11 protein-coding genes are annotated in these 12,645 nt (G+C 61.7%); 4 read left to right on the top strand and 7 right to left on the bottom strand.

Features of this window, described 5'->3' with window-relative positions:
• Positions 1–287 precede the first annotated feature (287 nt).
• Positions 288–1,193 carry a TIGR00269 family protein gene (locus tag ABGT79_RS02990; protein WP_346664949.1) on the bottom strand — a complete coding sequence of 302 codons (906 nt, stop codon included), beginning with the start codon at positions 1,191–1,193 and terminating at the stop codon, positions 288–290.
• 156 nt (positions 1,194–1,349) lie between these two features.
• On the opposite strand from ABGT79_RS02990, the gene ABGT79_RS02985 reads away from it, so the two are divergent.
• On the top strand, positions 1,350–3,638 hold the full coding sequence (locus ABGT79_RS02985; RefSeq protein ID WP_346664948.1) for a hypothetical protein: 2,289 nt from the start codon (positions 1,350–1,352) through the stop codon (positions 3,636–3,638).
• A gap of 146 nt (positions 3,639–3,784) precedes the next feature.
• Here ABGT79_RS02985 and ABGT79_RS02980 read toward each other — a convergent pair whose 3' ends face one another.
• From ABGT79_RS02980 to ABGT79_RS02960, 5 genes are all read right to left on the bottom strand, one after another.
• On the bottom strand, positions 3,785–4,837 hold the full coding sequence (locus ABGT79_RS02980; RefSeq protein WP_346664947.1) for a glycosyltransferase family 9 protein: 1,053 nt from the start codon (positions 4,835–4,837) through the stop codon (positions 3,785–3,787).
• A gap of 22 nt (positions 4,838–4,859) precedes the next feature.
• Positions 4,860–5,633 carry a TlyA family RNA methyltransferase gene (locus ABGT79_RS02975; RefSeq protein ID WP_346664946.1) on the bottom strand — a complete coding sequence of 258 codons (774 nt, stop codon included), beginning with the start codon at positions 5,631–5,633 and terminating at the stop codon, positions 4,860–4,862.
• Between the two features lie 209 nt (positions 5,634–5,842).
• On the bottom strand, positions 5,843–6,079 hold the full coding sequence (locus tag ABGT79_RS02970) for a hypothetical protein (protein ID WP_346664945.1): 237 nt from the start codon (positions 6,077–6,079) through the stop codon (positions 5,843–5,845).
• Between the two features lie 218 nt (positions 6,080–6,297).
• Positions 6,298–7,536: a dicarboxylate/amino acid:cation symporter gene (locus ABGT79_RS02965; RefSeq protein WP_346664944.1), complete on the bottom strand. Its 1,239-nt coding sequence runs from the start codon at positions 7,534–7,536 to the stop codon at positions 6,298–6,300.
• A gap of 172 nt (positions 7,537–7,708) precedes the next feature.
• A complete protein-coding gene (locus tag ABGT79_RS02960; protein WP_346664943.1) occupies positions 7,709–8,092 on the bottom strand; it encodes a hypothetical protein in 384 nt (127 codons plus the stop codon).
• Between ABGT79_RS02960 and ABGT79_RS02955 the strand changes: the two genes are divergently transcribed.
• Genes ABGT79_RS02955 through queF form a run of 3 tightly spaced genes read left to right on the top strand, consistent with a single transcriptional unit; the run spans position 8,091 to position 9,893 of the window.
• Positions 8,091–8,744, top strand: a complete 654-nt coding sequence (locus ABGT79_RS02955) for a queuosine precursor transporter (protein ID WP_294484819.1) — start codon at positions 8,091–8,093, stop codon at positions 8,742–8,744. The two genes, ABGT79_RS02960 and ABGT79_RS02955, sit on opposite strands and share 2 nt — an antisense overlap.
• Complete coding sequence (queC, locus tag ABGT79_RS02950; protein WP_346666644.1) at positions 8,741–9,436, top strand: 7-cyano-7-deazaguanine synthase QueC; 696 nt, start codon at positions 8,741–8,743, stop codon at positions 9,434–9,436. The genes ABGT79_RS02955 and queC overlap by 4 nt, the downstream gene beginning before the upstream one ends.
• Positions 9,429–9,893, top strand: coding sequence for a preQ(1) synthase (gene queF, locus ABGT79_RS02945; RefSeq protein WP_294484815.1), 465 nt, complete (start codon positions 9,429–9,431; stop codon positions 9,891–9,893). Before queC ends, queF begins: the two co-directional genes overlap by 8 nt.
• A gap of 182 nt (positions 9,894–10,075) precedes the next feature.
• Here the strand turns inward: queF and ABGT79_RS02940 are convergent, their stop codons facing one another.
• Positions 10,076–12,637, bottom strand: a complete 2,562-nt coding sequence (locus ABGT79_RS02940) for a mechanosensitive ion channel domain-containing protein (protein ID WP_346664942.1) — start codon at positions 12,635–12,637, stop codon at positions 10,076–10,078.
• Between the last annotated feature and the right edge of the window lie 8 nt (positions 12,638–12,645).

The following is a 12,645-nucleotide window of genomic DNA, read 5'->3' as shown; positions in this document are numbered from 1 at the left end:
GCGCGACAGGATTTTCCTTTCTTCTTAGTAAGAAATAATAGACGTTTTGCAGGAAAAGACAAGTTTCCTTTTCTTGCGCGGACTGTCGTATTCTTGCAGGCCCGGCGGGGCGGAGAGAGAAGAATTTTGGCGATGCGGCGGGCGGAGCGCAGGGGAGCCGGGGCGGCGAGCAGAGGAAGGCGACGTTCGGGGAAGGGCGCGGCGCGGGATAAACGCCGAGGCCCGGGCCGGAGATATCGGCGGCGCAGACCTCGGCAAAAAGCGTGCCGACGAGGCGTGCTGACGTGCTAATCCCTGGCGGCCAGCGCCTCGCGGATGCGGCACACGCCGCACACTTCGGTGGAGGTGGGATAGCCGCAGCGGGCGCAGGGCGCGAGCGTCTGCCCGTGTTCCTCTTCCTGACTCTGGAATGCAGGCTTCCCGCGTTCCAGAAAGCCGTGATAGAAATCCATTTTCCGGCCGGGCATTTTTTCTTCCAGGTCTATCCACAGGCTCTTCAGCGTGGAGAAGCTCGCGCCTTCGCTGTAGGGGCAGGGCGCGTAATGGTTTTCTATGCCCATGAGAAAGGCGTAGTTGGCCGTTTCAAATTCGGTGAGACGCCAGAACGGCTTGACCTTCCGGGTGAATCCGTCGGAATCCCTGAGCAGCGGCCCCTGATCGCTGAGATAGGCGCGGTCCCAGCGCAGGGTGTTGCTGGTGAGTCTTGCCACTTCGTCGTCGAGATTGTGGCCGGTGGCCAGCACGTTGAAGCCGCCTTCGCGCGCGGTCTGATTGAAGTAGTAGCGCTTGATCTTGCCGCAGGCGGAACACACGGGACGGCGCAGCGCGGCCTTCACGTCGGGAATGGCGAGGCCCTCGGCGGCCATTTCGCGGATGATGAGCGGAAAGTCGTATGTTTTGCAGAAGCGCTCCACCACGCCGCGCGCCGCGGGCGAGGAGCCCGGAATGCCGAGATCGATGTGCATAGCAGTGACGTTGTAGCCCTGACGGCCGAGTTCAAGCATGAGGGCGAGCGAGTCCTTGCCGCCGGAAAGCGCCACGAGCACGCGGTCGTCTTTGGTCATGAGTCCCTGTTCCCGAATGCCTCTGTCCACCTGTTTGGAAAAGAAGTCCAGAAAGCAGTCGGGGCAGAAGGCGGTGTTGTGGCTGGGAAGAGAGACTACGGCGCGTGCATGGCAGCGGCGGCATTTCATGGAAAAACCTCGTGAAGGATGGCGATGTTTCTGATGTCGGGGAGGCGCGGGGCGCACTTCACAGGAACAGAGGAATACGCTAAAATGAGTCGTGTGTAAATTTGCAATATCCTCAGCTGTCCGGGCGCCTTCCGGACAAGACGGAGTGCCTCTCCCATGGCTTCATCATCCCGTTCGTTCCGCAAGCTGGCTGCGTGTGTTCTGGTTCTGTGCTGTCTTGGCGGCGCCGCATGGTATTTTCTGCCGGAGAAGGTGGAATCGACGGTGGAATCCGCCAGAAATGCGGTTCGGCATCTGACCGGAGAAACGACGGAAAAGACCGGCGATGCCGGAACGCCCGCCGAAGTCTCTTCTGCCGCCGGAGAAGAAAACTCGCCCCGGCAGGTGGGAGCCGCGCTGACGACCGAGGGACGCCCCGCGCCTGTGGATCCGCAGGCCGAACTTCTGGCCAGAGTGGACCGCGCCATGACCTTGAACGGCGCAGCCGCGCCCGACGGCGACAGCGCGTCCGGCAAGGTGACGGATCAGGCTCCCGCGCCTGCGGCCGAACATCGGGATTCCGTGGTGACGCCCCGCTTCGTGAGCGACATGGCGGGATGGCTGGCGTCGAAGTACATTCCTTCGCATCATGAGGGACGCGGGGGCCGCAGTGCGGTCACGCTGGTGCAGGCGAATGCGAGGTACAGCAATTCCGGCACGCTGCGCAGCGTGGAGCGCGATCCGCTGAAAAGCCGTTCCAGTATTCTGAACTACGTGTTCACGCCCGGCATGCTGGAAGCGCTTTATCGCATGTATTCTCCTGCCTTTATTGAGGAAATGGAACGCTCCGCCCGTGCATCGCGGAGAACTCCGCTGACCGACGCGCAGGTGGCGGACATGTTCGAGGTGTACGCCGAAAAGTTCTGTCGTCTTGCCGTTTCTCTGGAGGCTTCGTCCGCGGTCGATCTGCCTGCGCTTTCCGCGGCCATTCTCCGCGAAGCCGGACATGAAAGCGAGGCCAACGAGAGCTTTGCCCGGGCCTACATGGCGCTTTCCCTGGCCCGCGAGCACGGCGACAGGGATGAAATCGCCATACAGAGCCGCCGCATGGCCGAAAGCACCCGTGTGGCGGGCATGTACGCCGACAGGCAGGAGCGCGCCAGAAACGACATGGTGTACGCCATCCGCCGCAAGGCCGAGGGGCAGGCGCTGTCTTCGGCCGAGCTGCTGTTTCTTGGGGAATGGCTGAGCCGCCGTCGATGCTCCGTGGAGTCCATGCAGGCCGCCGCGGACGTGTGCCGCCGCATGGCCGAACAGATGAGCCGCCGCGCGGACGACATTCTTCATCATCGCGAAAGCGACATGAGCGCCCCGGCTTCGTCCGAAGCCGGGAAGAGCGCCGGACCAGGAACGGAAAATGCAGCCTCGCCCGCGTCGACCACGCCTTCGGCCGCGCCGGAAGCGGCGAACCCTGCGATCGCCGTCGGATCTGCTTCCGCCCGCAAGGCGGCCGCCGAAGCCGGGAAGAGCAGCGATGCGCCTTCTTCTGCCTCTTCCGCCACAGGGAAATCCTCGTCGCCTGCCGGAAAGCCGTCGTTTCCCGAAGTGTCCGGCCGTTTGAACCGGAACGCGCCTGCGTCCGCCGCGCAGAAGGCTCCCGCCGAACCGTTGTCGGCGTCCGGAAGGGCTGAATCGTCGACCGCTTCGCCGCAAAGTTCTGCGGATTCCGCGCAGCCTGCGGCGACAGAGCCGACCGCTGCCCCTGCCGCGCAGCAGAAAAAGCCCGCCGCCGGGAAAACTCCCGCTCCGTCTGCTGCGCCTGCCGCCACCTCTGCGGCCGTGTCCGACACGGCGTCTGCCGCAGCCTCTGCCGCTCCCTCGGCGTCAACGTCTCCGGCTGCGACAAAAAAGACTGCGAATCCGGCGGAAGCTCCGACTGCCGCTCCGGCGGCTGCGCAGAGCCCGGCAACCACAGCCGAAACCGGGGCTCCGGCCGGCTCCGGGCAGAACGATTCCACGTCGGGAAGCGGCAACGCGTCCGCCGCGCAGAAGGCTCCCGCCGAACCGTTGTCGGCGTCCGGAAGGGCTGAATCGTCGACCGCTTCGCCGCAAAGTTCTGCGGATTCCGCGCAGCCTGCGGCGACAGAGCCGACCGCTGCACCTGCCGCGCATCAGGAAAAGCCCGCCGCCGGGAAAACTCCCGCTCCGTCCGCAGCACCTGTTTCGTCGGAAACATCTCCCGCTGCCGCTCCGTCCGCTGCGTCTGCCGCCACCTCTGCGGCCGTGTCCGACACGGCGCCTGCCGCAGCCTCTGCCGCTCCCTCGGCGTCAACGTCTCCGGCTGCGACAAAAAAGACTGCGAATCCGGCGGAAGCTCCGACTGCCGCTCCGGCGGCTGCGCAGAGCCCGGCAACCACAGCCGAAACCGGGGCTTCGGCCGGCTCCGGGCAGAACGCCGCACGGTAATTGACCAGCAAGTACGATAAGACGGATGTTCCTTTTGGGGAGCATCCATCTTTTTTGACGTATGATCGGCGCATCAGCGCGAGGCAAGGACCGGGCGGCGTTCATGCCGATTTCAGGAGCCGACGCGCGTCCAATGTCGTCTGTCTTCAGCGCTGATGCGCGGCATCATCAAGAAGCGCGAGCGCGGAGGAAAGCGCTTCCTCCGGCGTGACGCGCAGCAGACATTGCGGGTCGTCGCATTCGGTTTTGGAACAGGGCTGACAGGGCAGGTCGGGCCGCAGTTCCCGGTGCAGGGGCGAGGGATATTTCCACGCCGTGCCCGAGGCCCCGGGAATGACGAGGCTGGGCACGCCGAGCGCCACGGCCATGTGACGCGGCGAGGAACAGTTGCCTATGAGCAGACGGGCCTGCGCAAGACAGGCGGCCGAAACGCGGATGTCGGGAATCGGTTCGGGAGTCAGCATTTTTTCCGGGGTCAGACCGAATTCCAGCGCCAGGGCGCGCAGATGTTCGATGTCCTCTTCTTCGCCGGGGCCGCGCAGAAACAGAAAGCGGAAGGCGTCGTTTTCTCCGGCCAGAAGGCGCATGAGGGCGGCAAAGCGTTCCGCAGGCCAGCGCTTGGAGGCGCGGCGGTGGGTGGAGTCCACGGCAATGAGCGTGTGTTCCGGCCGCAGACCGCATGCGGCAAGCAGATTCTTTGCCTGCTCGCGCTCTTCGCTCGTCAGATAGATGCGCGGCCCTTCGCCGCTCCAGCGTATGCCGAACGGCGCAAGCAGCGAAACCTTGGTCTGGGAGGCGTAGCCTTCCTGCGGTCTCACCAGACAGTTGTAGCGCAGCCGGGAAAGAAACGACGCCGGAAAGGACAGACGCACGGGCGCGCCGCTCAGAAGCGTCATCATGCGGCAGCGCGGAAGCTGCTGCAGATCAATGACCACATCGAAGCGGCAGGCTGCCACGCGGCGGTAGAAGGCCAGCTGACGGAAAAATCCGCCGCTCTTGTCGATGAGATGAAAGGCGTCGATGAAAGGATTGTGCCGCAGCAGCGGTTCGCATTTCTTTTCGGTGAAAAGGTGCAGCTCGGCCTGCGGAAAGCGTTTTTTCAGCACCTCGAACACGGGCGAGGCCAGCAGAACATCGCCGATCTGCCGCTGCTGACAGACCAGAATGCGCTTCGGATTCAGCGTGGAAAGGTCGATCATGATTTCCTCTCTTGAGCTGTCGCTACTGTGCCGGGGCGTCCGTCTTGCGCCAGTAGGCAAGAAATTCCTGATTTCCCTTGGGGCCCTTGATGGCTGCAGGCGTGACGCCGAGACATTCCAATCCTTCATTCTGCATGAAGGCGAGCACTTTGTCCACGGCGTCCTGGCGTACGGCCTCATCGCGCACCACGCCCTTCACGGTCTGCCCAGGCCCCACCTCAAACTGCGGCTTGATGAGTCCCACGGCAATGCCGCCGCTCTTCAGCCAGCGCAGGCAGTGCGGCAGCACCATGGTGAGCGAAATGAACGACACGTCGGCCACGATCATGTCCACGGGCTCGGGCACGGTTTCCGCCGGAGCCGTGCGCAGGTTGACCCCTTCGCGGGAAATCACGCGCGGATCGGCCCGCAGGCGTTCGTGAAGCTGGGCGTGTCCCACGTCCACGGCATAGACGCGGCTTGCGCCGTACTGCAGCAGGCAGTCGGTAAAGCCGCCGGTGGAGGCTCCCGCGTCGAGACAGACAAAGCCCGTGACGTCGATGTGATAATGCTCCAGCGCGGTGAGCAGCTTGTACGCGCCGCGGCTGACGAAACGTTCCACGCCCACGAGCTGGAAGCGGGTCGTTATCTTGTAGGGATGCCCCGGTTTCTGCACGAGTTCCGGGTTTCGTTCGGGATGCGCTTCGTCCGGCGCAAGGGCCACCTTGCCCGCCATGATGAGGCGGCGGGCCTGTTCCTTGCTTTCGGCGAGTCCCTGTTCAAAAACGAGCTGGTCGGCGCGGGCCTTGGCTATCATGATGGTTTCCTCCGGTTCCGGTTGTACCGGCAAGAAAAAAGGATGGCAAGACGCAAGCGCCCGCAATCGGCGGAAGGAGGCGTCCGCCCGCCTGGAAAGAGGCGCGGAAGGAGGCTGTCGGGGAAAAACTGAGCGGTCGGGGCTCGTTTGGCTGTGCATGGATCAGAGGAAAAACATGTCTGCTGCATGAGCACTCGGGGAAGGCGGCGCTACGGGCGTGTGTCTTCTCCGGCGTCGGATTCTCCGGTCAGCGCGAGAACAAGAGCGATAAGCCACAGGACGCCCGTCAGCAGTCCTCCCCATGTGAAGATTCGTATGCGCCGCATGGCCCTGGGGGAAAGTCCTCTGGTTGTTCCGAGTCTGATGGGAATGGTGAAAAGACGATAGACGACGGCGAGTCCCACAAGCAGAATGGCGACATAAAGGATATGCTCCGGAAGCGTCATGGCGGACCGCCTTGTTTTTATTCTCTGTCTTTGTCCGGCGTGCCGTCTCGAATGTTGAGAGGCGGCAGTGTCCTGTTTTTCGCGGAGCGATGTTCGCGACGATCGGCTCCGACCGGTTTTGGGAAGGCTTTTGGCGGAAAAATAAAGCATCCGGCAGAGAACGGCTTTTGGTCAGGGCGTCTCTGCCGGATGCTGTACGGATGCGGAAAATTGCTGGATCAGTCGCCTTCTTCTTCGGCGAAGCGGGCTCCGGCTTCGGGGCTGAATTCGCCTTCCCAGCGGGAGACCACGATGGCGCCGGTGGCGTCGCCGAGCACGTTGACGGAGGTGCGGGCCATGTCCATCACGCGGTCGATGCCGGCGATGATGGCGATGCCTTCCAGCGGAATGCCCACCTGGGTGAACACGATGGAGCTCATGAGCAGGCCTGCGCCGGGCACGCCCACGGTGCCGATGGAGGCCAGCACGCCCACGAGAATGACTTCAAACTGCTTGTCGAAGGGCATGGGAATGCCGTAGAGCTCGGCCACGAAGATGGCCACCACGCCCATGTACACGGCGGTGCCGTCCATGTTGATGGTGTTGCCGAGCGGGATGGAGAAGGATGCCACGGGCTTGGACGCGCCGAGCTTCTGCACCTGAATGAGGTTGGTGGAGAGGGCGGCGGCGCTGGAGCAGGTGGTGAAGGAAATGATCATGGGCGCGGCCAGCATTTTGAAGAAGAGCGGAATGCTGAGTCCGCAGGCCTTCACGAGGGGCAGATAGCACACGAAGACGTGGCACACGCACGCCACGTACATGACGCCGATAACCTTTATGAGCGGCAGCAGCACGGCCACGCCGTGACTGGCCACGGTGAAGGCGATGAGGCCGAACACGCCGAAGGGAGCATAGACCATGACCATGTTGGTCACCTTGATCATGACTTCGGCGCAGCCTTCAAAGAAGGAAAGCACGGTTTTGCCGCGTTCGCCCACGGCGCTCAGACCGAAGCCGAAGATCATGGCGAAGAAAATGACCTGCAGCATGTTGCCCTTGCTCATGGAGTCGATGGGGTTGAGCGGCACGATGTCGAGGAAGACGTCCACCATTCTGGGGGCCTGCACGGCCTGGGCCTTGAGGCCTTCGGTGGAAAGATTGAGCCCTTCGCCGGGATTCAGAAGATTGGCGAACACAAGGCCGATGAACACGGCCACGGCGGTGGTGCAGAAATAATAGATGAGCGTCTTGGACGCCAGACGGCCGAGCTTGCTGATGTCGCCCACGCTGGCGGCGCCGGCGACGATGGTGGCGAGCACCAGCGGCACGACGACCATGCGGATGAGGTTGATGAAGAGCTGACCTATGGGCTTGAACCAGGCGGGATCAAAGCCCATGGAGGGGGCGGCGAGGCCGGCGGCCACGCCGAGGACCATGCCTATGGCCATCTGCACGGGCAGACTGATGCGTTTTTTCATGAAATCTCCTCCCAGATACGAGGGCCGTTGTGAGACAACGGCGGAATGAGCGGAAGATGGGCGTCCGGCTCGCGCTGCTCCGTGCAATGTCCGGCACGCCGGGGATCCGTTCTTTTACAAAATCGGAAAAAATCATAATGCCAGACATCTTTTCCATGAAAGAATTCATCTGTCAAGCCGGGGCCGCGAGGAAACGGCGTCGCTCTGATATGACTCTTTTGTAGAAAAAAGAAGAGATGTTTTGTCGATGCGTCTTGCCGGAAAGAAGCAGCGCGCCGTATTTACAATGAATTTTTCTGTTGCAAGGCGTTTGTTCCTGGGAAAGGCCGCCGCGCTCCCCGGGGGAAAGCATTTGCCTTGCGGCGGGCTTTGAGGCATAGTCTCGCAGGCAATCAATTCCATTGACAAAGGAGGTCTGCGTCCGTTTTTCGTTTCCGGTCCTGAATGTCCACCCTGAGCCGTGTGCTTGAGAACCACGTAAAAAACAAGCGCCGTGTGCTTGAAAACCACGTAAAAAACAAGCTATGAAACAACATTCCTTTTCGGCAACGTTCATGTTGCTCGGCATCGTCTTCTGCACCTGCCTCATCATTTCCAATCTGCTGGCCGCCAAAATCTTCATGCTGGGCTCGCTTGCCCTGCCTGCGGCCGTCATCATCTTTCCCGTTTCCTACATCATCAACGACTGCATCGCCGAAGTGTGGGGCTTCCGCAGGGCCCGCTTCATCATCTGGACGGGCTTCGCCATGAATTTTCTTGTGGCCGCCCTCGGTCAGATCGCCGTCTTTCTGCCGTCCGCGCCGTTCTGGGACGGAGAGGCGCACTTCAATTATCTGTTCGGCCTGGCTCCGCGCATCGCCGCGGCGAGCTTCCTCGCCTTTCTGGCGGGCTCCTTCCTCAACGCCTACGTCATGAGCCGCATGAAGGTGGCTTCCGGCGGACGTCATTTTTCGGCCCGCGCCATTCTTTCCACGCTGGTTGGCGAAGGCGTGGATTCCCTCATTTTCTTCCCCTGCGCCTTTGCGGGCGTGCTGCCTCTCTCGGCCATGATTCCCATGATGCTCGCCCAGACCGCTCTCAAAACTCTGTATGAAATCGTCGTGCTGCCCGTGACCATACGCGTGGTGAACTACGTCAAGCGCGTGGAGGAAACCGACGTGTTCGACGAAAACATTTCCTACAACATTCTGAAGATCCGGGAGGTATAGTCGTGTCCGGAGCACTGGTTGTTTTCAGCGGCGGGCAGGACTCCACCACCTGCCTCTTCTGGGCCCGCGAACGTTTTGAAAACGTGCGCGCCCTGAGCTTCTTTTACGGGCAGAAGCACCGGCATGAACTGGACGCTGCCCGCGCCATTGCGGAGGAGGCGAAGATTCCTCTGGACGTGCAGGATGTGAGCTTCATTTCCCGCATAGGGCGCAGTTCCCTGACGGACGCCTCCATGACCATGGACAGGGAAAAGCCGCAGGACGGCTGGCCCAACACGTTTGTTCCGGGGCGCAACATGTTCTTTCTCGGCGTGGCCGCCGTGTGCGCGCGGGAACAGGGCATAAGAGATATCGTCACCGGCGTGTCCCAGACGGATTTTTCCGGCTATCCCGACTGCCGCGACACGTTCATCCGCTCCATGAACGTCACGCTGAATCTGGCCATGGCCGAAGAGTTCGTGATTCACACGCCGCTCATGTGGCTCGACAAGGCGCAGACCTGGGAACTGGCCGACAGGCTCGGCGTTTTCGAGCTTGTGCGCACGCGCACCGTGACCTGCTACAACGGCATAGCGGGCGACGGCTGCGGACAGTGCCCTTCCTGCATTCTGCGCAGGCAGGGGCTGGAGCGCTATCTGGAAAAGAAAAGAAAGGCGGAGTCGCTCTCCGCAGGAGAACAGCGCCATGCATGACCGCAGCGAAGATCATCTTACGCTTCTGGGCTCTCCCACGCGCTACCGGCAGGACTACGCGCCCGAAGTGCTGGAAACCTTTGAAAACAGACATCCCGAACACGATTACTGGGTGCGCTTCAACTGTCCGGAGTTCACCAGTCTCTGCCCCATCACCGGTCAGCCGGATTTCGCGGAAATACGCATCGAGTACATTCCCGACGTGAAGATGGTGGAGAGCAAGAGCCTGAAGCTGTATCTGTTCAGCTTCCGCAATCACGGGGACTTTCATGAGGACTGCGTGAACGTCATCATGAAGGACCTCGTGAAGCTCATGGATCCGCGCTACATTGAGGTGACGGGCATATTCACCCCGCGCGGCGGCATATCCATTTATCCGTACTGCAACTACGGCCGTCCGGGCACGAAATACGAAAAGATGGCCGAGTTCCGCATGATGCGTCACGATCTGGCCTGATGAGAAATCGTTGACGCTGACGGCGCGGGGCGTGGTTCTGCGCCGTGTCCTGCGGGGAAAAACGTCGTTTAAATGCATCGCCCGGAAGAGCCGATGGGGTTCTTCCGGGCGATGCAGGTTAAAAGCCTTTGCGGTGGTTCGGGGAAAGGCAGTCTTGTTCAGGCGTTTTTCCCGCCAGGCGTTTAAACGGTTTCCTTCTTTTCCTCGTCCGCCTTGTCCTTGTCGGCTTTGGCTTCGGCTTCGGTCGCAGCTGCGGCAGGGGCGGGAGCCTGGGAAGCATCGTCGCTGCGCATGTGGACGTCCAGCTGCGGGAAGGAGATTTCGATGCCTTCCGCGGCGAAGACTTCGTTGATCTTCAGGCGGATGTCGGACGTAATGGCCATGGCGTCGTTGTACTCGCGCACCCAGAATCGAAGAATGAGGTCCAGGGAACTCGCGCCGAAGTTGACGAAGTAGGACGTGGGTTCGGGATAGAACAGCACCTTGGGATGCTCGCGGGCGATTTTGAGCATCATGTCGAGGCAGTGCTTTACGTCGGAGCCGTAGGCTACGCCCACGGCGATTTCCTTGCGCACGCGGCGGTTGTTGTGTGTCCAGTTGGTGAAGGAGCTGTTCAGGAAGCTGGAGTTGGGAATGAAGATGATGGCGTTGTCGTAGGTTTCCACCATGGTGGAGCGGATGTTGATTTTTTTGACTACGCCGGTGATGGTGCCGACCTGCACCACGTCGCCTTCGCGGATGGTCTGACCGAAGATGACGGAAAGACCGCTCGTGAAGTTCTGGACCATGTTCTGGAGACCGATACCGATGCCCACGGAGAGACCGCCGGCGATCATGGAGAGGCTGGAGAGGTTGAATCCCAGAGCCTTGAGCGCGTAGAGGCCGAAGAGCGCCCAGAGCAGGCACTTGTAGATGACCTGCATGGGGGCGAGCAGCGAGACGGATATGCGGGATATCTGCGCCTGCATGCCGGCCATGAAGGTGTTGCCCACGGCGAGCATGGCGCGGGTGAGGTAGAACGCGATGAAGATGCTGAGGATCTGCATGGCGTTCAGCGACACGTCGCCGATGTTGAAGCCGAGGGTGGCCATGTGCTGCAGAAGGAACCAGCCGCCGGGATAGGCCATGATCCAGAGCACGGCGGCCATGACGGAGATGAGCAGCACCACGGGCATGATGAGGGCCATGGCAAGACTGGCCATGACGGCTATGGTGCCTTCCTTGGGCAGGTGCGACTCTATGAGATGTTCCACCTTGAAGAGGGACACGCAGAGCATGATGGTCACCGTGATGGAGGTGAAGCACATGCTTATGAGGATGGACAGGCGGGAGAAGCCGACCAGGCTTATGATGAGCGTGATCCACAGCTGGACGGTGTAGAGCCGCATGATGGTGCGCGGCAGGGGCTGCGGCGGCAGAGGCAGGGAGCGGGTCTTCCAGAGGTCGACGGCCTGCACGATGACCCACGCCACGCAGATGAACAGCGGGAAGGGATCGAAGTTGAGCAGCACCATGCCTATGAGCAGGGGCGGGAACATGGGCCACAGCGGGGAGAGACGCGGGCGGTTCGGGTTTTCGAACTCGTAGAGGTCCCAGGCCAGGAGCATCTGGCCCCAGCACAGGCACATGGTGCCGAGCGTGGCCACGATCTGGTAAAGCTTGCCGTCGTCCCAGGCCGAGATGTGGATGGACAGACCGACGGCTATCCAGATGGCGCTGTTGCGCATGACCCTGTCCACGCCGGCCTGCATCTGTTCCGGCAGTCTTCTGCGCGCGGTATGGCGCAGGGCGAGGCCGAAGAGCAGGCAGAAGAGCAGGGAGGTCGCGATGCGCGTGAGCATGGAGAAGAAGGCGTCCATGCTGCTCGGCAGTTCCGTGGTCAGGCGCAGGGAGAAGAGATCCTCGAGGGAGCCGAGGTTGCGGATGTCTCTGCCCCAGGCCACCACGTCGTAGAAATGCCCGGACGACTGGAAATAGTAATTGTTCCAGAGCGTGGGCATGTTCTTCATGACCTCGTCGATGCGCGTCTGCACTTCCTGAATGAGGTCGAGCGCCGGAGCGATGATGCGGTCGTAGCGCGTCTGAAGATTGGAAATGTTCTTGTTGGCTTCCTTGAGGCGGCTCGAGAGCTTGCCGCTCACCTCGGTTCCCTGTCCGGAAAGCGACTTGTCGAGGAGCGCGAGCGCCTGCTTTTCCTTTTCGAGTTCGGCCTGCGTGTTCTGGAGCGGCAGTATGAGCGCCTGCGTGCGCTCCTTGATGCGGTGGAAGCGTTCCACGAGCACGGTGAGATCGGAAGGCATGCTTCCCGTGGCCTGGGAGAGCGCGTCGAGCTTCTGGAATTCCTGTTCCAGCAGGGAGATGCTCTGACTCGTATCGGAGGAGAGGGCGGAAAGACCGTCCTTGAGGGTCTGCGTATGCTCGATGATGCCCGCAAGCTGGGCGTTGTGCGTGGCAAGCAGCGCGTCCCAGGCTTCCTGCACGCTCTTGGCCGCTTCGGCGGCCCGTTCCGCTTCCGCCTTCTTGGCTTCTTCCGCGGCCTTGGCCTCGCTTTCGGCCTTGGCCTTGGCTGCGGCCTCGGCCTCCTCCTTGGCGTCGGGCTGTTTGTCGTCGGCGTTCTTGGCGGCCTGCTTGGCGTTGTCCGCCTGGGCGGCCGTCGCCTGCGGAACGGCGGAACCGACGTTCATGAGCGACAGGCCGAGCGCAAGCGCGACGGCAAGAGTAATGATCAGACGTGAACTGCGCATGGACTTCC

Source organism: uncultured Mailhella sp. (genome assembly GCF_963931295.1).
GTDB lineage: Bacteria > Desulfobacterota > Desulfovibrionia > Desulfovibrionales > Desulfovibrionaceae > Mailhella.
Note: the sequence above shows the minus strand (reverse complement) of the source record. Positions and strands in the feature narration are given on the sequence as shown.

Bases quoted from the DNA above. Each gene is read 5' to 3' on its own strand.
- ABGT79_RS02990 (WP_346664949.1), bottom strand. From the start codon at position 1,193: ATGAAATGCCGCCGCTGCCATGCACGCGCCGTAGTCTCTCTTCCCAGC.
- ABGT79_RS02975 (WP_346664946.1), bottom strand. From the start codon at position 5,633: ATGATAGCCAAGGCCCGCGCCGACCAGCTCGTTTTTGAACAGGGACTC.
- ABGT79_RS02955 (WP_294484819.1), top strand. From the start codon at position 8,091: ATGTTGCTCGGCATCGTCTTCTGCACCTGCCTCATCATTTCCAATCTG.
- ABGT79_RS02970 (WP_346664945.1), bottom strand. From the start codon at position 6,079: ATGACGCTTCCGGAGCATATCCTTTATGTCGCCATTCTGCTTGTGGGA.
- ABGT79_RS02985 (WP_346664948.1), top strand. From the start codon at position 1,350: ATGGCTTCATCATCCCGTTCGTTCCGCAAGCTGGCTGCGTGTGTTCTG.
- ABGT79_RS02980 (WP_346664947.1), bottom strand. From the start codon at position 4,837: ATGATCGACCTTTCCACGCTGAATCCGAAGCGCATTCTGGTCTGTCAG.
- ABGT79_RS02940 (WP_346664942.1), bottom strand. From the start codon at position 12,637: ATGCGCAGTTCACGTCTGATCATTACTCTTGCCGTCGCGCTTGCGCTC.
- ABGT79_RS02965 (WP_346664944.1), bottom strand. From the start codon at position 7,536: ATGAAAAAACGCATCAGTCTGCCCGTGCAGATGGCCATAGGCATGGTC.
- ABGT79_RS02960 (WP_346664943.1), bottom strand. From the start codon at position 8,092: ATGAACGTTGCCGAAAAGGAATGTTGTTTCATAGCTTGTTTTTTACGT.
- queF (WP_294484815.1), top strand. From the start codon at position 9,429: ATGCATGACCGCAGCGAAGATCATCTTACGCTTCTGGGCTCTCCCACG.